This window comes from Prevotella sp. E13-27, from assembly GCF_023217965.1.
In the GTDB taxonomy this organism is placed as follows: domain Bacteria; phylum Bacteroidota; class Bacteroidia; order Bacteroidales; family Bacteroidaceae; genus Prevotella.
Map to the genome: position 1 here is coordinate 535,578 of NZ_JALPSC010000002.1, position 24,241 is coordinate 559,818.

Here is a 24,241-nt window from a genome sequence, read left to right on the forward strand (position 1 = left end):
TACTATAATGATAAGAAAATAGAGTAGTACGGCTTCTATAACAAAATAACTAAAAAACAAACGACCATATACAGAATACTATGAATCTGAAATCTCGCTTAGCGGTAATGAACTTCTTTGAGTTCGCCGTATGGGGTGCTTACCTCACATGTATGAGTAACTATCTTGGTTCAGCAGGACTGGGTGACATGATACCCTGGTTCTATGCCATTCAAGGTATAGTTTCAATATTTATGCCTACCATCATGGGCATTATTGCTGACAAGTATGTGCAGCCTCAGAGACTGTTGGGTATAAGCCATCTGTTGGCAGGTGCCGCAATGCTTTTCTGCTGGTGGATGGGTGTTGAGGCAGGTATAGGCAACGAACTGCCAAACAAGTCGCTGTTTGTCGCTATGTACACGGTTAGTGTGGCTTTCTTCATGCCTACTATCGCATTGTCAAATACGGTGGCTTTCTCAGCTCTGAAGAAAAACGGCTTTGACACAGTAAAGGATTTTCCACCAATAAGAGTGCTCGGAACAGTGGGATTCATTGCTACGATGTGGTTCGTAAACTGCGCTGTGTGGCAGGACGGCTCGTTCTTCTTCACTCTTCAGGAGAATTCGTACAAGTTCCAATACACCTACATGCAGTTCTTCGTTTCAGGCGTGCTCAGCATCTTATTGTGCGCATATTGCTTCACATTGCCTGAGTGTCGTCTGGAGGAAAAACGCGAAGTGTCTTTGCTGGAGAGCCTTGGACTTAGCGCTTTCAAGCTGTTTAAGACTAAGAAGATGGCTCTGTTCTTCATCTTCTCTGCATTATTGGGAATGTGTCTTCAGGTGACCAATGGCTATGCAGGACCTTTCATTACAAGCTTCAAGGGTAGTGCAGATGCTGCTGTGGCAACATCGTTTGCTGCAAACAATGCCACTCTGCTAACGTCTATATCTCAGGTTAGTGAGGCACTCTGCATACTTATGATTCCATTCTTCCTGAAGCGCTTTGGAATAAAGACCGTTATGCTGATGTCTATGTTCGCATGGGTGTTCCGCTTCGGATTCTTTGGAATAGGAAGTCCCACAATGCCTGGAGTGCTGATGTTCATTCTGTCATGTATAGTCTATGGTGTGGCGTTCGACTTCTTTAATGTGTCAGGAGGTATCTTTGTTGACCAGGAGTGTGAACCTTCAATTAAGGCATCGGCACAGGGACTGTTCATGATGATGACCAACGGTCTTGGTGCTACTATCGGAACACTTGCAGCAGGAGAGATAGTCAACAGCTATTGCTCTTGGCAGAATGTGATGATAAACGGTCAGAGCCAGAGCTTCCTCGTAGGTGACTGGCAGACTTGTTGGTTCATCTTCGCAGGCTTCGCGTTGGTGGTAGGAGTATCGTTCGCATTACTCTTCAATCCAGGCAAGAAATAGACAGCCTTGTTGAATGACAATATATATTAACTGACTCAATAACGGATATGAATCGCATACAGCTTAGGTTTGAAAACATACAGCAGGTCGTAGGCAGTGAAGACATCTCAGTCATATTGCTTACAGACGAAAGCCGTAAGCGTGCAATCTCTGTTGTATGCGATGAGATGTTGTCGCGTCAGTTGATGTTGCGTCTGCAGTCGCCAGACAATTGTCAGACGATGTTGCCTGAAGTGTTGGTACAGATGCTTGACGGATCGCACGAGATGATGATATATGGCGTTCATGACGGACAGTATCAAGTGGTGCTGGCTGATAGTAGTTTTAAGCGTAATGCTCGTATCCGTATAAGTGATGCCGTACTGCTGAATGTCATATCGGGCATACCTCTATTTATAGAGGAAACGCTAATGCAACAGCAGGCTGTTCCTTTTGAAGAGAATGCCAAAGGTGTGGCAATACCCATAAATACTATGGATGTAAAGAGACTGAACTTGGCCCTTCAGAATGCTATAGACAAAGAGAACTATGAACTTGCATCGCAGTTGCGCGATGAGATAAATAGAAGAAACCACGTGGAATGAAAGAGACTCGCTTTTTCTATGTTCCTGATGCAGACAGACTTCGTGAGTTGCCTGACGAAGAGTGTCAGCACGCCATAAGAGTGCTGCGCCTTAAAGAGGGCGACTCTATGATGCTCATGGATGGTAAGGGTACGTTCTATGAGGCTGAGGTGACGATGGCATCTTCTCATCATTGTGGTTACGAAATAGTAAAGACATTACCTCAGCAGCCAACCTGGAACGGACATTTGCATCTTGCCATTGCTCCTACGAAGATGATGGAGCGAATGGAGTGGCTCTATGAAAAGGCTGTAGAGGTGGGAGTAGATGAGCTGTCACTTCTCGACTGTCAGTTTTCCGAGAGACGTGTGGTGAAGTTGCCTCGTTTGGAAAAGATTGTCGTTTCAGCTGTTAAGCAGAGCAGAAAGGCATGGATGCCTGTACTCAACGAGATGCAGTCGTTTAAGAGTTTCATAGAGACTCATCAGACTGAACATCGCTATATTGCTCATTGCTATGAGGAGGTGGAACGTGTTAATCTGTTCAAGGAGTTATGTGAGAAATGCAGTCCAAATGAAGAGGTAACTGTTCTAGTAGGTCCTGAAGGCGACTTCTCTATCGATGAGGTTCGTATGGCTGTTGATGCAGGATTCGTGTCTGTTGACCTTGGCAAAAGCCGTCTGCGTACAGAGACGGCAGGATTGTCGGCAGTTATGATGATGCAGCTGACACATCAGGTGTAGAATAACGGAGGAAGAACAATGAAGAAATTAATATGTTTTGTTGCCCTGGCATTTATGATGACTATAAACATAAATGCTCAGAGAAAAATGGCAGCCCTTTTCAAGGAAATGCCAGACTCCATATTATCTGTGCTTACAAAGAACAACAGGCTTGACATGATTGATTTCATGGATGCTAAGATGAAGGCTCAGGTAACCAATTTGTTGGAAGGGAAAAGTGAGATGACTATGCTCTCTGATGACAGCTTGAAGATAAAGATGAGTGATGTGATGAGCATTAAGATGATGGTTGTTGATGCTAAGGAGGAATATGATAGCTGCAAGCAGGTGGTCTGTATGATATCAACTTATACTATTCCTTCTACAGGTGACTATGAGAGTATTGTGAACTATTATAGTGTTAAGTGGCATCCATTAGAGAATCCTAATCTTGTGGTGCCATTGGCTCCTGTTCCCACATCATTCAAGCACGATGAGAAGGTAATGTCAACAAAGCCAGTTTATTAAGACTGATTAAAGTTCACGTATTCGTTATGAAGAAATACATTGGATTATTCATAATGCTTTTAGGCTTAATTTGGCTGTTAGTTGATTATAAGATGGGGCTGGTACATTTTAATATCATGCTGATAATACCATTCCTATTCATATTGGCAGGACTGTTCCTCTATGTGTTCTTCAAGAAACGTGAAAGCATCTATTAATATCATAAACAGAAGAGACTATGATTACATTTCCGATAGCAAAGATAAATTTGGGACTAAATGTTGTAGAGCGCAGACCTGATGGTTATCACAACTTAGAGACAGTTTTCTATCCTGTACCTATTAAGGATGCGTTGGAAGTGCAAATGATGGATAGTGCTTTTCCTTCATCTGCGGATTGTGACTTGAAGGTCACAAACATTGCTATCGAAGGTGACGAACAGCAAAATCTTGTTGTCAAAGCTTATCGGATGCTGAAGAATGACTTCCCTTCAATGGGACGTGTTCATGCTCATCTGTATAAGAACATTCCCACACAGGCAGGAATGGGTGGTGGCTCGAGTGATTGTGCTGCAATGATTCTGTTGTTGAACAATATGTTTGGGCTAAACATGACAAAAGAACAGATGATTGACTATGCAGCGAAACTTGGTGCCGACTGTCCTTTCTTTATTATGAATACACCCGTATATGCAGAAGGAATTGGCGAAAAGATGCAGCCTGTTGATCTTAATCTTTCAGGATGGTATATCGGTGTGGTGCGTCCAAATATCCCAGTTCCTACCAAGGAGGCGTTTTCACTCATTACTCCACAGCGTCCAGCAAAGAACTGTCGTGATATAGTAGCACAGCCGATAGAGACATGGCGCGATGAACTGACAAATGATTTCGAGAAGAGCGTGTTCGCTCTTCATCCAGAGATAGGGGCAATAAAGGAACAACTTTATTCTCTTGGAGCTGTCTATGCTGCAATGAGTGGCAGCGGTAGCGCTGTCTTTGGTTTGTTCCGTGAGAACATTTGCCTTGAAGAAGAATTCAAGGGCATGTTTACTTCAGTGTTGTTGCTATAGTTGTAACTGTTATATAGAGTACAGCCTTTTAAACAATGATTCCGGCTTCGAGCCACTTCTCCACAAGCAGTTTTACATCTTCTTCTGCTGTGGCTTTATCTACTTCGTATTCATTTGTGAGCAAATCTGTGAGCATGGCCTCATCGAAGTCCTTGCCTTCAATGTTTTTCCATAGAAACGCTGATGACTCGTTCATGCTGATAATATGGCTGAAGTCAATGTTCTCGATGCCTTCAGTTACAATAATGTTCTCACCGCAGATGGTGCGAAGCTTGAATCCTTTCTTTGTTCTCATTTCTTAAATCTTGCAGGTATATGTGGATGTAATATGAACAGTAGATAGCGACGGATAGGGTAGAGACGTGTCCACCACCACGAATATATGCGCCATTTGAGTCCGCTGGTCATGTCGGCAGTCTTTCGTCCTTTTCTGTAGAACCCAATAGCTTTTGCCTTTATATCCTTGAGAGTGCAATGCTCTGGTGACAGATTGCCGTCGCCAAGAAGAGTAACCTTATTATCATCAATGGCAACAATCCTATGTAGAACAAATCTTTTCGGAGCAATTTCTGCTAAGACTGCATCGTTGACGTTTATATTCTTGTCGCATATAAGTAGCGCGTTGTCACGCCCGTCCTCAAGAAACGGCCTCATGCTTCGCCCACGAAGAGGAAGAGTGACAGTCTTGCCCTCGACAGATTCCAATTCGCTTATCACGAACGGAATGAACTCTTCGTTAGGTAGTTGTTTTGTGATCATGAGCGTTCTTACTGTTTGCCTTTAGCGTTCTTATTGTTTGCGTTCAGCGTTCTTACTGTTTGCTTTCGGTGTTCTTACTATTTGTTGTGAGTGATTGAGTTAAACAATTCCTTCTTTGCATACCATTGCTGCCTCTTCGTTTGGCAGGCAATACATGGCATAGATGGGTGTAGTCTCAATGATGGTTGTAAGCGTCTTGCATAGATGATCGAATATTGCTTCGTCCCATTTCATTGAAGAACATGCAGGCAGTAGTGATGCCAATGACTGTACAACGTTGAGGCGTTCAATGTGATTTGTAGTGTCACGTTTTATTTGGACTATGGCTCCTAATGGTAGCTTCATGTTCCTATAGCATGGCGTCTTGCCGCTCCAGGGCGAACCATAGAGTATGGGTTTTCCGTCAATGATGCGAATTATAGGGTTGTCATCGTTAACAAGCTCTGCTCCTTCTATGCATTTCATCCATAATGATGAGTGCGTGCTTTTTCCTGTTCCGCTGCTTGCCGTAAAAGGATAGGCTTTCCCATTGTAGCCTATGCATGATGCATGCATGAGAATCGTATCATGGAAAGCACCTGCAAAAGCATAGACGAGCATAAGCGCATCGTTTAGACCGAAGGAACGCATAGTCCAATCGCCGTTTAGGGCACACTCACATTCCGAAAAGTCCTTGTTGCAGATGAGCAGACAGCATTCTCTGTTTAATGTGTCCTTGATGATGTACTGATAACCACCGTCTGGCAACAGGTGAACAATCGTGTCACCATTACCTGTGTCGAATTTACGAATCAACGTCTTTTCTTTACGTGGTTTCAGAGTGTCGCTGACAGTAAGAGTGAAAAGAGACTTTTCTGTAGCAGACGATTGAGATAATTCATTGGAAGGAGAATTCTCAGCACGGAAGTTTGTAAATGAAGGCAAAAGGCTCATGTCATTATCTGAGCCTTTAAAAAGAATTTTAACTAGGTGGTCGCCAATGCGGAACTGTTTGCCTTCCATTATTTCGATTTCTTGCTTTTCTTCTTTTTCTCTTTTGGAGTTGCTGCTTCATCATTATTCTCAACTTCAAGCTCTCTCATATCAACAGTCTCGAAGTGGAATTCTCCGTCGTTGATATAGCGCACGTCGAAGTGTCCTTTGTTGCGCTTGTCCTCTGTGTAGAGTTTGCGAAGCTTTATCAGTTGTTTCTCAGCCTTTTCCTTAGTCTTTGCATACATTACTATACATGTGCGCTGTGGCAAGTCCTTTTCTTTTGCAAGATAGTTGCGCAACTGTCGTGAGTAAAGAGTCCTTCCAAGGAGAAAGTTGCCTTTCTTCACGACCCATGCAGAGTCAACTTCCATAACATTGGTGAAATGAACAATGGTGTCGTTGAATGATGCTGCAAAGCCAAACATGTAAATCTTTGGTAATACAATGCGCTTGGCTGAAGCTGTTCCCATTGATAAAGCGATAAACAGAGCTATCGCAAGTGTTCTATATAATAAATGTCTCATAAACTAATTACTGTTCTGCCTTTTTCAGGCTTCTGACTATTGTCCTAAATAGCTTTTCAGAATATCGTTCTTGGTATTCTCTCTAAGTCTTCTTATTGCTTTTTCCTTAATCTGTCTTACTCTTTCTCGTGTGAGTGAGTATTTTACGCCTATCTCCTCAAGAGTCAACTCTGGCTGGTCAATGCCGAAGAACGCCTTAATGATGTTTCTCTCTCTCTCGTTGAGAACCTTCAGCGCATCTTTTATCTCTGAACGAAGTGACTCTTTTACCAGCAGGTTGTCTGCCATAGGTGAGTCGCTGTTTATCATCACATCGAGTAATGAGCCCTCGTCGCTGTCGGAGAAAGGAGCGTCCATCGATACATGATGAGTATTATTTGCCAATATAGCTTCGTCAATCTTGTCTTGTGGCAGGTCAATCTGCTCTGATAGTTCCTCGACAGACGGACGTCGTTCGTTCTCCTGTTCGAACTTTGTCAATATGCGATTTATCTTTCCTGCTGCACCCACTTGGTTAAGTGGCAGTCGGACTAACCTGCTCTGTTCTGCCAATGCCTGAAGAATGCTCTGGCGAATCCACCACACAGCATATGAGATGAACTTGAAGCCTCTTGTCTCATCGAACTTCTCTGCTGCTTTGAGCAGGCCTAAGTTGCCTTCATTTATGAGGTCGGGCAGGCTGAGGCCTTGGTTCTGATACTGCTTTGCCACTGACACCACGAAGCGGAGATTTGCTTTTGTCAAGCGCTCAAGGGCTTTTCTGTCGCCTTTCTTTATGCGCTGGGCAAGTTCCACTTCTTCTTCCACGCTAATCATTTCTTCTTTGCTTATTTCCTGCAAATACTTCTCAAGGGATTCACTGTCCCTTTTCGTGATAGATCTCGTGATTTTAAGTTGTCTCATGGTCAGTATAGTTGAAGTCTTTGTGCAAAGTTAAGCCATTTATTTGAAACAGCCAAAAGAATGAGTGTGAAAATGTGCTGTTATCCAATAAAACGACCCAATAACCATTGTCGTTATGGCTATTGGGTCGCCTTAATTACTTTTTATTCACTATTTCTTAACCAGCAGTTATTCATTCTGCAACTGCACTACGAAGTAACCACGCTTGCCTGTTGGGAAGACACCCTTTACGATGAGCACCTGATCAGATGTTGACGATGCTTCCTTCACTGCTTCTTCAAGATCCTCTACTGTGCGCATTGCCGAATCGTTGACACGCAGAATGATGAATCCCTTAGGAATACCAGCTTCCTTCATCTTGCCACCTTTAATCTTGATAACCTCAAGACCGTAGTTTATGTCGAGTGAAGCCTTCGTAGCCTGGGTAACAGGACGGAAGTCTGCTCCAAGTACGTCAACATCGGCAGTCTTAACGACCTTGGTGTTGCCCTGCTCATTCTTCAGAGTGAGGGTAGCAGTCTTCTTTTTCTTGTCGCGCAGGTAGGTGATAGAAATCTTGTCGCCAGGACGCTTCTGTGCGATGATGCCTGTCAGCTCACCGAACTTCGTAACTTTCTGTCCATCGATATTTGTGATGACATCTCCCTTCTTAAGTCCTGCATCTTCAGCAGCGCCGTCTTCTACAACCTCGGCAATATAGATTCCTTCCATGGTGCCAAGATCAATCTCGTTGCCTTTCTCCTTCTCTGAGTCAACATACATGTTTACATCAGTACCACGGATGCCTATCATTGCACGCTGTACTGTGCCATATTTCTTCAGGTCTTCCACAACCTTATTCATGATGTTTGTTGGAATGGCAAAGCCGTAACCAATGTTTGAACCTGTCTGTGAATAAATCATGGCGTTGATGCCAATCAGGTCACCATTGGTGTTGACAAGAGCGCCACCAGAGTTTCCTTGGTTGATGGCTGCATCAGTCTGAATCATTGATGATACTCCTTCACCCATGGTGCGCGCCTTTGCAGATACTATACCAGCCGTAACGGTGTTGTTCAGGCCGAGTGGGTTTCCTACTGCGAGCACCCATTCGCCCACCTTTACGTTATCGCTGTTCGTGACCTTGATTGCAGGAAGATTCTTGCCGTCAATCTTTATGAGTGCCAGGTCGGTAGTCTTGTCGGCACCAATAATGCGTGCTGAATACTCTTTGTTGTCATTGAGCGTAACTGTCAGTTCGTCAGCTCCGTCAACAACATGATTATTGGTCACTATGTAACCATCTGAAGATATGATTACGCCTGAGCCAGCAGCCACGCGTTTAGGTGTCTGCACCTGTCGCTTCTGCTTGCCATTATTGTCTCCGCGGCCGAAGAAGCCTCCGAACGGATCATTGAAAAAGTCGGCAAACGGATCGCTATATTCCACAGTCTGCATTTTTGAATTCTGTGTATTCTTAATATATACAACTGTAGGTAAAGCCTTGTCTGCAGCGTATGTGAGGTCAACAGGCTGTCCTGCAGGAGCTGCTGACAACTCTGTTACTGAAGGCGAGTTCTTCGTTGCTGCACATGTCTGATTGAATGCTGCTACCGAGAAAACAATTGCTACCACGCTTAATGCTGGTGCGAAGTAATTTACAATCTTTTTCATATTCACTAAGTGTTTGTTAATATTCATTTTTTCGTCATAAACTGACATTGCAAATATATAGTCAAAAATATGAAATATGACAAAATGTCGGTCGTTTTTCTTGCATTTTAACACTTCGCTGAATCCCTTTAAGGTCTCTTTGCTTGATGTTTTTAGAAATTTACATTCGTTTAATGACTTAAATTAAATAAAAATTAGTACTTTTGCAGGCTGAAAGCACTGCCACGGTTTGCCGCTGGTCCTTCTGAAAGGAGGGACGGGAGGAAAGTCCGGGCAGCATAAGGCGCTCCACTTCTGAAAGTAGAAGCAGTTGGTGACAGCTGGATATGGAAGAAGAGAATGACCGCCCCAACAGCCTTCTTAGGCTCCGCGAGGAGAACCGAGCGGGTGGGGTAAGGGTGAGAAGGTGGTGTAAGAGACTACCAGCCACTGGGTGATCAGTGGGCTGTTCCATCTGGAGGCTGCAAGTTCATGTAAACCGTCGCTTTCGCATCTGCGGATGAAGGGTAGCCTGCCCAAACGAAAGTGCGATGGAGGGTAGAACGCTAGAGACGCATGGTGACGTGCGTAGTAGATAAATGGCAGACGCTGGCATTTGTCAGTACAGAACCCGGCTTATAGGGGCAGTGCTTTCTTTTTTATTTTGCCAAATCTTCCAGCTTTATTTCTTGTAGTGACTTCAGATAGTTTCCTCGCAGGTTGAGTGCTTTCTCCCATTTCTTGTCAACTAATTTACCAATTGGTAAGTCAATCTTCCATTTGCCTTGAGCCTCAAGTCTGTCTATAAGTACTCCAAGGTTTAGGTTTACAATACTCTCTGCAGGGAGGAACTGTGATGCTTCTCCTTTCTCATCTGACGAAATCTCTATAAGTAGACGTGCTTCCATCAGCTTGTAGAGCAGGTCGTTGACTATTCTCACAGGTATGCCTGTCTCTTGTTGAAGACTTTCAATCGTATGAGGCTGCTTGCCGTCGGCAAAGCGTCGGCAAATTCGTGACATTAGTATGGCTGACAGCATGAGCTGATAGCGATGGCTTATGTCATCTGTCTTTGTGTCATAGTCGTAGTAGTCAAGATTCTGACTGATGTATGTCAGCTCTGCTCCGAAGAGGCATATTGTCCACGATATCTGTGCCCACAGCATCAGCAACGGAAGTGCTGCAAACGATCCATAGATGGCGTTGTAGCTTGTCATCCAAATCTGCGAGTTGATATAGAAATACTGCAGCCATTGCATTGCGATACCTGAGAGTATGCCTGGTATAATAGCGTTCTTAAACTTCACGTGGGTGTTGGGCATGAAGACATAAAGGGCCATGAACAGCGCCGACATCAGTACATATGGAGCAAGTTTCACGGTTATCTTCATCATTGGTCCGAGCAAAAGGAAATCGGGCATTGAGTCAGCTATAGTGACCATGAAGATGCTAAGACCTGACGACAGCACTATAAGCATGGGGAATAGGAAGAACATTGCCAGATAGTCGGTAAATGTCCTGAAGATGCTTCTTGGTTTCTTTACCTGCCATATCTCGTTGAATGTTGCTTCTATATTGCTCACAAGCATCAGCACGGTGTAGAGCATGAACACCAGACCAATGCCGAGGAAGATGCCGCTCTTTGTATGCACAAGATAGCTGTTGACAAAGCCAATGATTATCTCTGCCGTCTGTGGCTGGCTTGAAAGGGCATCGCGGAACCACATCTCTATATATATGCTATATCCGAATCCTCTGGCTATGGCAAACACCACTGCCAGTATAGGAACTATGGCGAGAAGGGTGGAGTATGTCAGCGCTGATGCCTGTGACATCACACGTTTGGTTGTGAAGAAGCGTATGGCGAGAGATACTATCTGGAGTATCTGATAAAATATTCGTGATAGTGGCGACTGGCGGTCTGCGTCGATTTTCCACAGGTCAACTTGAAAGAATTCAATGATTCGTTTGATTGTCATATATCAGTTTTAGGTCTTGATAGCAGCAAGTCTGTTTCGCAGCTATTGTTGTTTAGTTGAAGAAGTTCCACGAAACACCCATCTTGAATACCTGACGGTTCAGCGGATAGTGTGGCGTAAGGAATGATTTCCTGTTGAATGATGAAGATGTGATGTTTGTCATCATCACAAAGAAGCGTGCATGCTTCAGGTGAAGGTTAGCATATACATCTATGATAGGGAAGTCGCCAAGCGTAACCTTGTTTGCGGCATTGCTGTGAATGGCATATTGTCCCAGCTGTGGCACATAGTCGGGTGCCTCATAGCTTGTGAAATATGTTGCCGTACCTCCAAGCTCAACGCTAAGCACCTTTGCATAGACAAACTTCAAATAGAGGTTTGAGAACAGGTTTAGCGTGGGAAGCGGCAACAGGTTTGAATTAGTCGTAGATTGATATGTGATGACGTTGTCCCAGTGGATAGGACCTAGGCTGAGCTTTTGGTCTATCTGTGCTGTTATGATGTTCAGTATCTCTGAGTCCTGTTTTACGCATGCTGATATTGACTTCACACCTGTTGAAGGAGTGTAGGTGTAGTCCATGCTGAAGTAAGTATAGTTCTGAATCTCCTCAATAGCCACGCGGAGTGTGGTGTTTGTCTTGTCAAATGCGAACACACCCTCAGCTTTCAGCCTGTGAGTCATGTCAAGTGAGTTGTCCCACCAGAAATGCTTGGAGTGGAATCTACGTTCAAAGAAGATCGGGTTCAAGCGATGTAGATAACCGTTTGCTGCCAGTCTTACAGTATCGCCGAATAATGGGAAGTTCAGGTCTGTAGAGAAGTCAACCTTCAGCTGTCCTGCATCTTCGCCCACTACCCATGTCTCTGCTTGAAGGTTGTAGTGGAGCGTCTTGCCCAGTGTCTTTGCCAAGCTGCCACCCACGCTGACGTTATGCTCTGTCCATCGCTCCATATATCCTATCTTGGCGGTTGTGTCGAACTGAGGCATGTCAAACTGTCTCAGTTCATGAGTGGCAAAGATGTTGATGCCTGCCTTTGCCCATTTGTTGAAACCCTCAAGCAGTCCAATGCCGAGCGTATTCTTCAGCATCATGTATTTCGTTACATCATAAATGGAGTCGCCTGTGTAGCTGTTGCCTGCGAAATTATTATAATAGGTGTTGGCATAGTAGCCTTTGGGCGACCTGTAAGCCTGATAGATATGTTCGTAGTTATCGTAGTCGAAGGTGTGTATGAAACTTGTCACTGGCACAAATTCCTTCTTCATGTACATCATAGCTGAGTCCTTCGCCGCATCTATAGCCAGCAGACTGTCCTCTATGGCTTTGTTGGCCACGTTTATGCGAGTTGTGTCAATGGTGTCGGCAATGCTGTCGATGGCTGCTATACTATCATTGACAGATGGTTTTGCTTGTCCAGGCTCGTCACCAGCTATGACAGCATCTTTGGGGCGTCCACCAGCAGGATTGTCGCCCACCTTTGCGTTCTTGTCGCGTCCTTTGGGCTTTTCTTCGCTCTTCTTTTTCTTGTCGTTCTCTTTCTTTGACTTCTCTGCAAACTTCCTTGCCTCAATCTCTTCGTCTGTCATCTTTACATCACGGTAGAAGCCTACATTGTAACGGTGTGACAGGAAGATGTGACGCGAGTCGTTTCTGTTCCAGTTGGAACTGAGGTTTACAGGAATCTCGTTGTCGTTGAACGACTCGCTGAACAGTTCAGGGTGGGTTATGTAGTCATCGTTGGTAATACCACCATTCTCCGTCGTCTTGCGATGATGCTGAGAATAGACCACATGCAGTTGGTATTTGTCGCCAATATATGAGCCGAAAAGCGTTGCGTTGAAGTGAGATACGCCCTGGTTCTGAAAATATCCGCGTGCATAGTCGTAGTCAATGTCGAAGCCTATGCCGATTCTCTTGCCTGCGTTTACTGCGAACTTTGCGTCTATATGGTCTTCGCCGTTCTGCTTGTCACCACAGTTGTCATAAGTGAGGTTGGTTATTGGTGAAAGGGTATTGGTGAAGTGAATCTCGTCAGGTGTCTTCATCACTTGACTGTATGGGTGCATGAACATGAATTGCATCATGTCTTTGCGTTCCAGAAAGATTCTTGACTGTCTTGGGGTGTAATTGGAACCGGTAGTGTTATATGTTCCGTATGTTCCGGTGGCAAGCGTGGTGTTTGGGAAAAGATGAGGAATCGTGTCAACTGTAGTAGGCGTGATGCTTCCGAGCTTACGGTCTATCTTCCACACGTGGAGTCCTTTGGGAACGGTTTTGCTCTTTCTGGTACTATCAGTTCTGTTCGGGTTGAAACTATTGTTTTCGCTACGCGGATTACCCATCTCATCGTACTGCTGGATGTTTCCATTGGCATCGGTTCCAGTTAATGACTGGGCTGTTAAGCCTTGCCATACACATAGCAATGAAAACGCAAATAATAGTTTCTTCATCTTCTCTGTTATCCTTTTCCTAAATATTCATCAAGCGCAGCGTCACCTCTGCAAACTTGAATACCACGGCTCCAATGAGTGTGTATGTCGCTATGTCACGCGACCATGTGTACCATATAAGTATTCCTGCCAGCGTGAGCAGAATAAATATGACGTTAAGCCATTGACGAATAGGGTAGGTGCGTCCTTTCTCTTCTTCTCCTATCAGCATGACGATGTGATTACTTGTTTAGAACTTTTGTCAGCCTGTTGAAGAGATAGTCTTTGCGATCAATGGTCTTGATGCGGAACTTGCCGCTTACGCGTGATGTCTTTGTCATCTTCTTGTTCAGACCATATTTGTCGTTAATCCATTCTTCAGCCTTGTAAGGTGTCGGCTCGCGCTCTTCATCATAGAGATAATGAATGCGTGTCATCTTTATTGTTGCCTCGCCGTCCTTTATTTCAGCAATGAGATGGTAGAACAGACGAGTGCGGTCAAGTACAAGAGGCTTGTTCTTGAACACGAGCCATTCCTGATAGCTGCCCACAATCTGTGAGTAGTCGTTGTTCTCTAATTGGACTATGGTGCTCTGCTCGAACTGGTTGTCTTCTTTTGTCAAGCGAGTCATGTCCTCGAGAAGCAGGTCGTATATCTGTTTCTTTGTCTTGCCTGGTGCCTCGATGGTTGTTTCAAACACCACCTTGCCGTCCACTTCGGGCACTGCGCCTGCAAGGTATTTTGGATTAACGTTTGCCTTGACGGCAGTAGTGTTTTGCTCCCATGAGTTGTCTTGTGCGACAGCTGCCATTGGCAGACACATCGCCATTGCTATGATAAGTCTTTTCATTGCTTTCTATTTGTTTTTTGTTGAATGTTGGTGCAAAGATAATACTTTTTTCAATAAAACATAGCTCATTTTCTGAAAAATAACTTACCTTTGCATAAAACTATGAAAACTTTGCATAAATTCGTAAATACAAACGACTATGTCAGCGACACTATTCGACGAAAGTGAACGTATATTACAACTGCGAAAAGAGCTCCATGAGCACAATTATCGTTACTATGTGCTCAATCAGCCCACGATAGGCGACCAGGAGTTCGATTTTCTCATGCATGAGCTTCAGGACCTTGAAGCTCGTCATCCGGATATGTTTGATGCCAATTCGCCTACTCAGCGAGTGGGTAGCGACCTTAATCCAGAGTTCCGTCAGGTAGAGCATCGTTACCCCATGCTTTCCTTGTCGAATACATACAGCGAGCAAGATGTTCGCGAGTGGTATGAGTCTGTAAACAAGGGACTTGCAGGAGAAGACTTTGAGGTTTGCTGCGAGATGAAATATGATGGTTTGTCCATCTCTTTAACCTATGTTGATGGCCGGCTTACTCAGGCTGTTACTCGTGGCGACGGTGTTCATGGCGACGATGTTACAGCCAATGTGCGCACCATTCGTGCCATCCCTCTTGTGCTCCCTGGCGAGGGCTATCCTCATGAGTTTGAGATTCGTGGCGAGATACTCATGCCTTGGGCTGTGTTCGAACGTCTGAATAAAGAGCGTGAGGCGGCTGAAGAGCCTTTGTTCGCTAACCCTCGCAATGCTGCCAGTGGCACCCTGAAGAGTCTTGACACTCGTGTTGTGGCCTCTCGTCAGCTTGACGCCTATCTTTACTATCTTCTTGGTAGTGAGCTGCCTGCTGAAGGCCACTATGAGAACCTTGAGGCTGCCAGACGATGGGGCTTCAAAATCAGCGAGGGAATGCGCAAGGTGAAGACTGTTGAAGAGATTCTTGAGTTCATAAATTATTGGGATGTTGAGCGTAAGAATCTTCCTGTTGCAACGGATGGTATTGTATTGAAGGTCAATAGTTTAAGACAACAGCGTTCACTTGGTTATACAGCTAAGAGTCCTCGTTGGGCCATAGCCTATAAGTTCAAGGCAGAGCGTGAGTGCACCCGTCTGCTTGAGGTGACTTATCAGGTGGGGCGTACAGGTGCCGTCACTCCTGTGGCAAACATGGAGCCTGTCCAGCTTGCAGGCACCACGGTGAAGCGTGCCACACTAAATAATGAGGACTTCATCCGCTCTTTTGACCTCCATATAGGCGACTATGTCTATGTGGAAAAAGGCGGTGAAATCATTCCAAAGATAGTTGGTGTGGATATAGACCAGCGTCCCATAATCGCTCAGCAGGTGCAGTTTATCAAGCGCTGTCCTGAGTGTGGTACTCCTCTCGTGCGCTATGACGGCGAGGCAGCCTGGTATTGTCCTAACGATGCTGGGTGTCCGCCTCAGATAAAGGGCCGCATAGAGCATTTCATTGCGCGAAAAGCCATGAACATCGACTCTTTAGGTCCTGAGACCGTAGATGAATACTTCCGCCGAGGGCTTATAAAGAACGTGGCCGACCTTTACGATATAGACGTTCAGCAGATAAACGGTGACGGAAGTCGTACTAAGTCGGCACAGAAGCTCGTCAATGCTATACAGGAATCGAAAAAAGTCCCATTTGAACGAGTTGTCTTTGCTCTTGGCATTCGTTTCGTGGGCGAGACATCGGCACGCCTCCTTGCACGTCATTTCAAGAATATCGATGCGTTGATGAATGCAGGGCTTGTCGAGCTTCAGGAGGTTGAAGGCATTGGCGAGGTGATGGCAAAGAGCATCATCAGCTATTTCCACGATGAGAAAAATCGCGCCATCGTAGAGCGTTTGCGTGGCTATGGCTTGCAGATGGCCCTTTCTGAGAGTCAGACAGCTGCTGCCTCCGATCGTCTGGCAGGCAAGAGCATCGTTATAAGTGGTGTGTTCGCTCATCATTCGCGCGATGAGTATAAGCTGCTCATTGAACAGCATGGCGGAAAAAATGTCGGTTCCATCAGTGGAAAGACATCATTCATCCTTGCTGGCGAGAACATGGGACCTTCTAAACTTGAGAAGGCTCAGAAGCTTGGTGTTGCCATCGTCTCTGAGGATGAATTCCTGAAAATGATTGAAAACTAAATAACGAGAGATATGAAGAATGTATGTATTTTGGCTGGTGCCCGTCCCAACTTTGTAAAGGTGGCACCGCTCATACGTGCCCTGCAGAAGGCTGATGGCGCATGTTTTGAACTTGTCTATGCAGGACCAGCTGATGACCCCACTCTTGAAGACAGCCTCTTCGACGATTTGCAGATGCCTCGTCCTACAACCTTCCTGGGTGTCGATAGCGTCAGTCTTAACGAGATAACGAGCAGTGTGATGGCAGAGTTCGATGCTTATCTTGAGCAGAAGCCTGCCGATGTGGTTATTGTCGTTGACGATCTCGCCTCCACGATGGCTGCTGCCATAGTGACGAAAAAGCGTGGAATAAAGCTTGCCCACCTTGTGGCTGGCACTCGCTCTTTCGACATAAACATGCCCAAGGAGATAAACCGTCTCGTTATCGATGCCCTTTCCGACTATCTGTTTACTGCCGGCGTTAAGAGCAATAGTGTTGCAACTCGCGAGCAGGGAGAGGCCTCTCAGACCTATATGGTGGGTAATATCCTCATGGATACCCTTCGTTTCAACCGCCCTCGTCTGCGCCGTCCTGAGCTGTCAGGCATCGCTCTTGACGAGCCCTACCTTGTTCTCACCCTCAATCGTCGTGCTCTGCTTGCCGATGAGGCCCGTCTCGGTGAGCTGTTGAACGCTCTCGTTGAGTCAGCAGGCGCTACTCCCGTCATCGCTCCGCTTCGTGCAAAGGCAGCCGAGGTCGTTGGCAGACTCTGCAGCAGCGTAAAGATCGTTCCCTCGCTGTCATATCTTGAGTTCGGCTGGCTCACGGCTCATGCCAAGGGCATCATCACCGATAGTGGCAATGTGGCTGAGGAGGCAACCTTCAACGGCGTGCCTTGCATCACTCTCAATAGCTATACCGAGCATCAGGAGACCGTCACCAAGGGCACCAACGTTCTTGTCGATGGAAGCGCCGAAAAGCTCTCAGAGGCTCTTCAGACTATGCTCCACGGAGAATGGAAGACCTCATCTTTGCCCGACCGCTGGGATGGTCGCACAGCTGAGCGCATCGTCCAGATTCTTTTGTCGGAATAGACTTCAGACTACAGTTTTAGACTTTAGACTACAGACTTTAGACTTTAGACTACAGACTTTAGGCTTAGACTACAGACTTTAGGCTTAGACTACAGACTACAGATAATTTTTCTAATGCTCTTACTAACTCATCCCCCCTCCCCTCGGGAGGGAAGGGGTGGGTTTTAGGTTTTAAGGCTGCTCTTCCACTGCCCCTGGACTTGGCGTCTCATTGCCGCCGCTTCCGCTTCCCTCCTGCTCTCCGAAGGTCACCTTCGAGTTGCCGATCTTCGTGGTGAGGTTGGTGTTCTTGCGCATCATGCGTGCGGTGTAGAGGCTGTCGTTGCTCTGGTCGGCGGTGAACTTCACGCCTATGCGGGTGATGTTCTTCGAAATCTCGAAGTCCTCGTAGGTGTCAGAGCCGGTGGAGGTGGCAGCGAGATAGAGCGTGCCTATGCCGTCGAGCTTCACCTTGTAGCCCTCTGTGAGCAGCTCTGCTATGCAGTGCATCAGCTTGCGTGTCACGCCCAGCACCACGTCGTCGGTGTACAGCGTGCCGTGACTCATGATGTGGTTGGCCAGATCATCGGTGTCGAGTGTCTCGCGGTGGAGCACCTTGCCATAGAATTTGCCGTAGCATTTTGGCAGCTTCTCGTTAGTGTTCTTGTAAACTTTAATCGTTACTTGTCCCATAATTGTGTGTTTTTAATTGTATTAGATTACCCTTGCGACCAGCTTCTTCGGGTGGCCGCTTCCCGTGTGTTTTAACGATACAAAGATACGAAATAATTTTCATTCCACCAAATATTTACGCAAATATTTTTAAAGAAAAAGTTTAAGAGGTAAGAGGTTAGAGGTAAGAGGTTAGAGGTAAGAGGTTAGAGGATAGCTTTGCTAATCAATTTTTCCATATTTTTTTGCGTTAATCCAACTATCCTCTCACCTCTCACCTCTCACCAATCGCTCCTGGCGTTTAGTAAGAACGCTCCGAGCGTTTAGGCCTAACGCTTCTGGCAGAGATAGCGCAGGTAGTAGTCGCTGTAGTTGTTGCAACAAAGCACTTTTTTCACTCCCTACTTTCTCCTGTTTTGTTTGCTGTTTCTGAAATAACTTTGTATCTTTGCAATCAATAACTATAAGCAGACATGGAGACATCGTCCTATCGTCCACGTAATGCTGGCCACGACTACTACGGTCGAGGCACATACCTCATAACCCTTGTGGTGAGCGGCCGCGAACAGTTACTCTCCCATTTTGTGTCCGATATCGGACACAAAGCTGAAGACGGTCGCAAAGCGCCCGCCACCCTTGCCCTCACTCCCCTTGGCGAGGCGGTGCAAGAGGCATGGCAGCAGACACCCGCCCGCTCACAGGCCCATGGTAACAAGGTTGTGATGCATGCTTGCGTCTGCATGCCCGACCATTTCCATGGCGTCATTGAAGTGCTGGAACCCATGCAGTGGAGCCTGGGAGATATCATCCAGGCCTTCAAGGCTACCTGTACCAGTAGCTGGCAGCAGCAACAGGGCCTTCCTCCCTCCACCAATCGGCCGGTCTCGGCCGATTGCTTTAGCGAGTATGCCCCTGCTTGGCTGCGCGAGAAGGCAGCCCTCCACACTGATGAGGGTTCCCTTATTCGCAGCATGTCAAAGAAGCAGCGTCAGGAATACTACACCCTTGTGGGACGCCAGCAGCGCCCGCTCTTCGATGATAACTACGACGACACGGTGTGCCTTGACGAGCGCCATCGTCAGGCAATGATAGCCTATGTGCATGACAACCCTCGCCGTGCTCTGTTGAGACGACTCCTGCCTGACTTTATGCGCCGTTGCCTGCATGTGCAGATAGGCGGTCGCAGCTATGGCGCATTCGGCAACCTGTTTCTTCTTAGGTGGCCTCGTAAGGTGCAGATCATGTGTCACCGCAAGCATCTTGTCACCCATCAACCATACGAGGAGACAGCTGACTTTGCCCGTGAGCGAAGCCGCTGGGAGGCAGCCATCATGGAGGGTGCCACCGTCATCGTCACCCCAGGCATCTCTCGTGGTGAGCAACTAATGAAAAACGAGTGCATAGAGCGAGGCTACCCGCTGATACACCTGCAGGCTACGCCCATTGGCCAGTACTGGAAGCCCGAGAAAAAGCGCTTTGAAGCCTGTGCAAGTGGTGCGCTACTCATCTTGGCTCCTTGGGAGCTCGACACAATGGGTGCTGTCGGCAATGTGCCGTCTGATACGGACTACAGCCGTTTTCACAATCTCAACACACTGGCTGCCGAGATATGTGCTTTCAATGGTGAAGCAAAGATAAAGAGATAAAAATATATGCTGTTGAAAATCTCGACAGATAGCCTTCGTCAAATCGGTCAATTGGCCCTTGTTACACCCTGAATCGCCCACCAACTGTGCCATTTGGCCGCACATTTCCTTCCAACCGCGATCAGGATACTGAAATTCTGCATTGCTGATATGTGCGCCAAGTGAGGGGAAAAGCATCGGAACGAGGGGTTCGTGCATGTCTTTTGAGGCTTGTGAGAGCAGTAATTTGATACATTCTGTACCTTTTCCGAGGTTAGGCATCTCGGGTGCCTTGTTTGTTGTTATGTTGTATCTCATTGATTATAAGCTTTTTAGATGAAATAATAATGTTGTTAATGTTACTATCTATTCCAATTCCAGTTATTCCAGTTTGTTTTTTGAGGGTATGCTTTTCCTTTATTATATATATAAATATCTATATATCAATTAGTTATATAATATAACACAGAACACATACCCCTCTTTTTTTAATTGGAATAATTGGAATTGGAATAATTCGATGAATCACACTTCCTCTATAAGGCCCTCCAGTGCCCACATTAGTTCGTTGGCCACGGCGGTAGCGAATTGTGCCACGCTGAATCCAGGTTCTTCTATATGCACGTCGCGGAAGTTCAGTCCTGAAAATTGGGGGCGGTTCCGAATTATCAAAAAAATTCCCGTTCGCTATATCAACGAACGGGAAGATATTTTTGTTAATGATTGTTAGTTCTCAGATAGTCAGAGAGATAGAGGTTGATGTCAATCAGCCCATAGGCATCGCAGTTTTAAAGGTTATACATTATTATTTTCATTTTATCTGCTGCAAATATACAACAAGATTTCGAAAGCAAGAAGAAAAACAATAAAAAAGTGATGAAAAGCGGAAGAACTGAATATATGTGGTATTTCTGTATAAATAAGGTGCTATAATGAAAAAAGAAGAAGGTGGTGAATATGTAGAGGTGAGAGGTAAAGAAGAGAGGGTGCGCTCAAATGAGAACGCACCCTCTTTGGTATGTGAATAAAACAGGATTACTCACCCTTGATGGCTGCTACGCCTGGGAGGATCTTGCCCTCGATAGCCTCGAGAAGAGCACCACCACCAGTAGAGATGTAGCTAACCTGGTCAGCAAGACCGAACTTGTTGACACATGCTACAGAGTCACCACCACCGATGAGAGAGAATGCACCTTCCTTGGTTGCCTTTGCGATAGCTTCGCCAATAGCACGTGAGCCAGCGGTGAAAGCATCACACTCGAACACACCTGCAGGACCGTTCCACAGAATGGTCTTAGCGCCGTCGATAGCTGCAGCGAAAGCCTTCTGGCTCTCTACGCCTGCGTCAACGCCCTCGAAGCCAGCAGGAACCTTGTTAGCAGGGCATGTGATGATTTCTGCGCCAGCCTTAACGGTCATGGTGTCGAAGTCGAGACCATTGGTAGCTGTGCAGTCTGTGCCGAGAACGAGCTCTACGCCGTTCTTCTTAGCCAGCTCCTCAACGCCCAGAGCTACATCGAGCTTGTCCATCTCAACGATAGAGTCGCCAATCTCGCCACCGTGAGCCTTTGCGAAGGTGTAGGTCATACCACCGCAGAGGATGAGCTTGTCAACCTTGCCGAGCAGGTTCTCGATGATACCGATCTTAGAAGATACCTTTGAACCACCCATGATGGCTACGAAAGGACGCTTGATGTTAGAGAGAACGGCGTCAACAGCCTGAACCTCCTTCTCCATGAGCAGACCGAGCATCTTGTTGTTTGCGTCGAAGTAGTCGGCGATAACAGCTGTAGAAGCGTGCTTGCGGTGAGCTGTGCCGAAGGCGTCCATAACATAGCAGTCAGCGTAAGAAGCGAGAGTCTTAGCAAACTCCTTCTGGCTGGCCTTCATAGCCTTCTTAGCCTCGTCGTAAGCGGGATCAGCCTTGTCGATGCCAACGGGCTTGCCCTCTTCCTCAGGATAGAAACGCAGGTTCTCCAACAGCAGAGCCTCGCCCATCTTCAGAGCCTTGGCAGCGTCCTGAGCCTTAGCGCAGTCTGGAGCGAAAGCAACGGGAACACCGAGTGCCTTCTCTACAGCCTCGCGAATCTGACCGAGTGACTTCTTTGCGTCAACCTTTCCCTTTGGCTTACCCATGTGGCTCATGATGATGACAGCACCACCGTCAGCCAGGATCTTCTTCAGAGTGGGCAGAGCACCACGGATGCGGGTGTCGTCAGTGATCTTACCATTCTCGTCGAGGGGCACGTTGAAGTCAACGCGCACGATTGCCTTCTTACCGGCAAAATTGAATTCATTGATTGTCATAGCTTTTTCGCTTAAAATATTAAAAAGTAAAAATGTTTTCTGGACTGCAAAAATACAAATATTTATTATTAATCGGCACAGCAGCGCCCATTATTTATACTTTTTTCAGAAACTCTTCGGCTCGGGCAAGGTCATCGGGAGTGTCTATGCCCACTGTCTCTACATCGGTGAGTCCTACCTTGATGCGATAGCCGTTCTGCAACCATCGCAACTGTTCAAGGCTCTCTGCCAGCTCAAGCGGACTCTGTGGAAGCTTGGTTACTTCTCTGAGCACCTCGCGTCGATAAGCGTAGAGGCCTATGTGCTTCAGGAAGGGGAACTCCTTGAGCCACTCAGCTCGCTCTTTTCCGCGTATATAGGGTATGACGCTGCGGCTGAAATAAAGGGCATAGCCATTGATGTCGGTAACAATCTTTGGCGAGTTGGGATTCTCTACTGCCTCGATGGTTTCAAAGGGTTTGCCAAGGGTGGCAATCTGTGTGCCAGGGTCAGCAAAAAGGCTCTTCACGGTTTCAAGCTGTGATGCCTGTATGAAGGGCTCGTCGCCTTGTATATTGATGATTACGTCAGCATCGGTATTGAGTTTTGTGGCTGCCTCTTCTATTCGGTCGGTGCCGCTCTTATGGTTGGCTGAAGTCATGACGGCTTTTCCGCCGAAAGACTCTACAGCATTGAAGATACGCTCGTCGTCAGTGGCGACATAAGCTTCGCCAAGCACGCTTACAGCCTGCTGGTAAACACGCTCAATGACCATCTTTCCGCCAAGCATGGCAAGTGGCTTGCCAGGGAATCGCGTAGAGGCATAGCGTGCAGGAATAATTGCAATGAATTTCATGTTGCCTATAGTACTATTTGCTAAATTGAGCGCAAAGTTATGAATAATTTAGAAATAATCAGTTAAAAAAACTAATATTCTTTGCCCCTTGCCGTTTTTTTTGTACTTTTGGGCGTCAAACAAAAACTATAGCTATTTTGAAACGATATATATACACATTATTTTTACTGATTTTTTCTTTCAACCTCGTATATTCTCAGAAAGTTACCATTGGTACATGCAAGACGAAGGACGATGGTGACTATAACGGAGAGATGGCTTCAGGCAAGCCTCATGGCAAGGGACGTACGACATGGAAGGATGGCGATGTCTTTGAAGGCGAATATGTAAAGGGCAAGCGTCAGGGCTATGGCGTTTATACGTTTGCCGATGGCGAGAAATATGAAGGCGAGTGGTTGCAGGACCATCAGCACGGACTGGGAACCTATCATTTTTCTACAAACAACAAATATGTAGGTCTTTGGTATCGCGATGTTCAGCAGGGTCATGGCGTGATGTACTATTTCAATGGTGACCGCTATGACGGACAGTGGCATGACAACATGCGTTCAGGCAAGGGTACCTACACATACACCAGCGGCGCATACTATAAAGGCGAGTGGAAAGATGACAAGAAGGAAGGGCACGGCTCGTTCTTCTGGACTGACGGCAGCTCTTATGAAGGACAGTGGCTGAACGACCTTAAGTCAGGTAAGGGCACGTATAAGTACACCAATGGCGATATATATGTAGGCTCTTTCCAGAAAGACCTCATGCATGGCAAGGGAATCTATCGTTTTGCCAATGGCGACATATATGAGGGTGAGTATATCTCAGGCATGCGTAGTGGGGTGGGCATATTCCGCTATGCCAATGGCGACAGATATACAGGCCAGTTCTTCAATGGCGCAAAGCAGGGACAGGGCACGCTGGTATGGCAGAATGGCAATACCTATACCGGCCAGTGGGCAGGCGACCAGCCTAACGGCAAGGGGAAGCTGAAGACGAAACAGGGCGACGAAGTGGACGGACAGTTCAAGGACGGTCTGCCTCACGGTGAATGTATAGGCCATCTGGCTGACGGCTCAAAGTTCAAGGCTCAGTTCCGCAACGGCAAGCGTCATGGTGCAGCCATTGAGGAGTCGAAAGACGGCAAGCGCTTTGAAGGCAACTATATCAATGGCCGACGCGACGGAAAGTTTGTAGAGAAAGACCGCAACGGCAACATAACCGCCCAAGGCACCTACAGCTACGGACGGCGTCAGGCTGTGAAATGAAACAGATT

At 46.4% G+C, this 24,241-nt stretch carries 24 protein-coding genes and 1 other RNA gene; 11 read left to right on the forward strand and 14 right to left on the reverse strand.

The genetic code is table 11. The features are described 5' to 3' along the window. The first annotated feature begins 80 nt into the window (after positions 1-80). The 6 genes from M1L52_RS11145 to ispE are packed head-to-tail and all read left to right on the forward strand — an operon-like array spanning position 81 to position 4,276. A complete protein-coding gene (locus M1L52_RS11145; protein WP_248615082.1) occupies positions 81-1,415 on the forward strand; it encodes an MFS transporter in 1,335 nt (444 codons plus the stop codon). A 47-nt stretch (positions 1,416-1,462) separates the two neighbouring features. After that, the gene (locus M1L52_RS11150) at positions 1,463-1,999 is read left to right on the forward strand and encodes a UvrB/UvrC motif-containing protein (protein WP_248615083.1); all 537 of its coding nucleotides are present in this window, start codon (positions 1,463-1,465) and stop codon (positions 1,997-1,999) included. Then, positions 1,996-2,721, forward strand: a complete 726-nt coding sequence (locus M1L52_RS11155; protein ID WP_248615084.1) for a 16S rRNA (uracil(1498)-N(3))-methyltransferase — start codon at positions 1,996-1,998, stop codon at positions 2,719-2,721. Before M1L52_RS11150 ends, M1L52_RS11155 begins: the two co-directional genes overlap by 4 nt. Positions 2,722-2,739: 18 nt before the next feature. Then, complete coding sequence (locus tag M1L52_RS11160; protein ID WP_248615085.1) at positions 2,740-3,228, forward strand: DUF3256 family protein; 489 nt, start codon at positions 2,740-2,742, stop codon at positions 3,226-3,228. Positions 3,229-3,254: 26 nt separating this feature from the next. Next, complete coding sequence (locus M1L52_RS11165; protein WP_248615086.1) at positions 3,255-3,425, forward strand: hypothetical protein; 171 nt, start codon at positions 3,255-3,257, stop codon at positions 3,423-3,425. A 20-nt stretch (positions 3,426-3,445) separates the two neighbouring features. Further along, a complete protein-coding gene (gene ispE / locus M1L52_RS11170; RefSeq protein WP_248615087.1) occupies positions 3,446-4,276 on the forward strand; it encodes a 4-(cytidine 5'-diphospho)-2-C-methyl-D-erythritol kinase in 831 nt (276 codons plus the stop codon). A 28-nt stretch (positions 4,277-4,304) separates the two neighbouring features. On the opposite strand, the gene M1L52_RS11175 is transcribed toward ispE, so the two are convergent. From M1L52_RS11175 to M1L52_RS11200, 6 genes are all read right to left on the reverse strand, one after another. After that, complete coding sequence (locus M1L52_RS11175) at positions 4,305-4,571, reverse strand: PqqD family protein (protein WP_248615088.1); 267 nt, start codon at positions 4,569-4,571, stop codon at positions 4,305-4,307. Continuing rightward, complete coding sequence (locus tag M1L52_RS11180) at positions 4,568-5,035, reverse strand: peptidase S41 (RefSeq protein ID WP_248615089.1); 468 nt, start codon at positions 5,033-5,035, stop codon at positions 4,568-4,570. Before M1L52_RS11180 ends, M1L52_RS11175 begins: the two co-directional genes overlap by 4 nt. A gap of 99 nt (positions 5,036-5,134) precedes the next feature. Further along, a complete protein-coding gene (locus M1L52_RS11185; protein WP_248615090.1) occupies positions 5,135-6,037 on the reverse strand; it encodes a hypothetical protein in 903 nt (300 codons plus the stop codon). Then, positions 6,037-6,534: a hypothetical protein gene (locus M1L52_RS11190; protein WP_248615091.1), complete on the reverse strand. Its 498-nt coding sequence runs from the start codon at positions 6,532-6,534 to the stop codon at positions 6,037-6,039. The genes M1L52_RS11185 and M1L52_RS11190 overlap by 1 nt, the downstream gene beginning before the upstream one ends. A gap of 36 nt (positions 6,535-6,570) precedes the next feature. Beyond that, the gene (locus M1L52_RS11195) at positions 6,571-7,437 is read right to left on the reverse strand and encodes an RNA polymerase sigma factor RpoD/SigA (protein WP_248615092.1); all 867 of its coding nucleotides are present in this window, start codon (positions 7,435-7,437) and stop codon (positions 6,571-6,573) included. 168 nt (positions 7,438-7,605) lie between these two features. Next, a complete protein-coding gene (locus M1L52_RS11200) occupies positions 7,606-9,090 on the reverse strand; it encodes a Do family serine endopeptidase (protein ID WP_248615093.1) in 1,485 nt (494 codons plus the stop codon). Positions 9,091-9,306: 216 nt separating this feature from the next. On the opposite strand from M1L52_RS11200, the gene rnpB reads away from it, so the two are divergent. Further along, positions 9,307-9,724: RNase P RNA component class A (gene rnpB, locus M1L52_RS11205), an RNA gene on the forward strand. A gap of 4 nt (positions 9,725-9,728) precedes the next feature. On the opposite strand, the gene M1L52_RS11210 is transcribed toward rnpB, so the two are convergent. Genes M1L52_RS11210 through M1L52_RS11225 form a run of 4 tightly spaced genes read right to left on the reverse strand, consistent with a single transcriptional unit; the run spans position 9,729 to position 14,330 of the window. Continuing rightward, entirely contained in the window at positions 9,729-11,048 is a 1,320-nt protein-coding gene (locus tag M1L52_RS11210) for a YihY/virulence factor BrkB family protein (RefSeq protein WP_248615094.1), read from the reverse strand. A 52-nt stretch (positions 11,049-11,100) separates the two neighbouring features. Continuing rightward, positions 11,101-13,500 carry a putative porin gene (locus M1L52_RS11215; RefSeq protein ID WP_248615095.1) on the reverse strand — a complete coding sequence of 800 codons (2,400 nt, stop codon included), beginning with the start codon at positions 13,498-13,500 and terminating at the stop codon, positions 11,101-11,103. Positions 13,501-13,519: 19 nt separating this feature from the next. Further along, entirely contained in the window at positions 13,520-13,711 is a 192-nt protein-coding gene (locus M1L52_RS11220) for a hypothetical protein (RefSeq protein WP_248615096.1), read from the reverse strand. 10 nt (positions 13,712-13,721) lie between these two features. Then, entirely contained in the window at positions 13,722-14,330 is a 609-nt protein-coding gene (locus M1L52_RS11225; protein ID WP_248615097.1) for a DUF4468 domain-containing protein, read from the reverse strand. A 139-nt stretch (positions 14,331-14,469) separates the two neighbouring features. Here M1L52_RS11225 and ligA point away from each other — a divergent pair, with 139 nt between their 5' ends. Together ligA and M1L52_RS11235 are read left to right on the forward strand one after the other, a co-directional pair. Next, positions 14,470-16,485 carry an NAD-dependent DNA ligase LigA gene (gene ligA, locus M1L52_RS11230; RefSeq protein WP_248615098.1) on the forward strand — a complete coding sequence of 672 codons (2,016 nt, stop codon included), beginning with the start codon at positions 14,470-14,472 and terminating at the stop codon, positions 16,483-16,485. A 12-nt stretch (positions 16,486-16,497) separates the two neighbouring features. Next, positions 16,498-17,559: a UDP-N-acetyl glucosamine 2-epimerase gene (locus tag M1L52_RS11235; protein ID WP_248615099.1), complete on the forward strand. Its 1,062-nt coding sequence runs from the start codon at positions 16,498-16,500 to the stop codon at positions 17,557-17,559. A 171-nt stretch (positions 17,560-17,730) separates the two neighbouring features. Here the strand turns inward: M1L52_RS11235 and M1L52_RS11240 are convergent, their stop codons facing one another. After that, on the reverse strand, positions 17,731-18,231 hold the full coding sequence (locus M1L52_RS11240; RefSeq protein ID WP_248615100.1) for a hypothetical protein: 501 nt from the start codon (positions 18,229-18,231) through the stop codon (positions 17,731-17,733). 452 nt (positions 18,232-18,683) lie between these two features. Here M1L52_RS11240 and M1L52_RS11245 point away from each other — a divergent pair, with 452 nt between their 5' ends. Continuing rightward, positions 18,684-19,856 (forward strand): hypothetical protein, encoded by a 1,173-nt coding sequence (locus M1L52_RS11245; RefSeq protein WP_248615101.1) that lies wholly within the window; start codon positions 18,684-18,686, stop codon positions 19,854-19,856. 504 nt (positions 19,857-20,360) lie between these two features. Here the strand turns inward: M1L52_RS11245 and M1L52_RS11250 are convergent. From M1L52_RS11250 to kdsB, 3 genes are all read right to left on the reverse strand, one after another. Continuing rightward, positions 20,361-20,507 (reverse strand): hypothetical protein, encoded by a 147-nt coding sequence (locus tag M1L52_RS11250; RefSeq protein WP_248615102.1) that lies wholly within the window; start codon positions 20,505-20,507, stop codon positions 20,361-20,363. 363 nt (positions 20,508-20,870) lie between these two features. Continuing rightward, positions 20,871-22,142 (reverse strand): phosphoglycerate kinase, encoded by a 1,272-nt coding sequence (locus M1L52_RS11255; RefSeq protein WP_248615103.1) that lies wholly within the window; start codon positions 22,140-22,142, stop codon positions 20,871-20,873. A gap of 94 nt (positions 22,143-22,236) precedes the next feature. After that, on the reverse strand, positions 22,237-22,977 hold the full coding sequence (gene kdsB, locus M1L52_RS11260) for a 3-deoxy-manno-octulosonate cytidylyltransferase (RefSeq protein WP_248615104.1): 741 nt from the start codon (positions 22,975-22,977) through the stop codon (positions 22,237-22,239). A gap of 137 nt (positions 22,978-23,114) precedes the next feature. Between kdsB and M1L52_RS11265 the strand changes: the two genes are divergently transcribed. Then, a complete protein-coding gene (locus M1L52_RS11265; RefSeq protein ID WP_248615105.1) occupies positions 23,115-24,233 on the forward strand; it encodes a phosphatidylinositol-4-phosphate 5-kinase in 1,119 nt (372 codons plus the stop codon). Positions 24,234-24,241 lie beyond the last annotated feature (8 nt).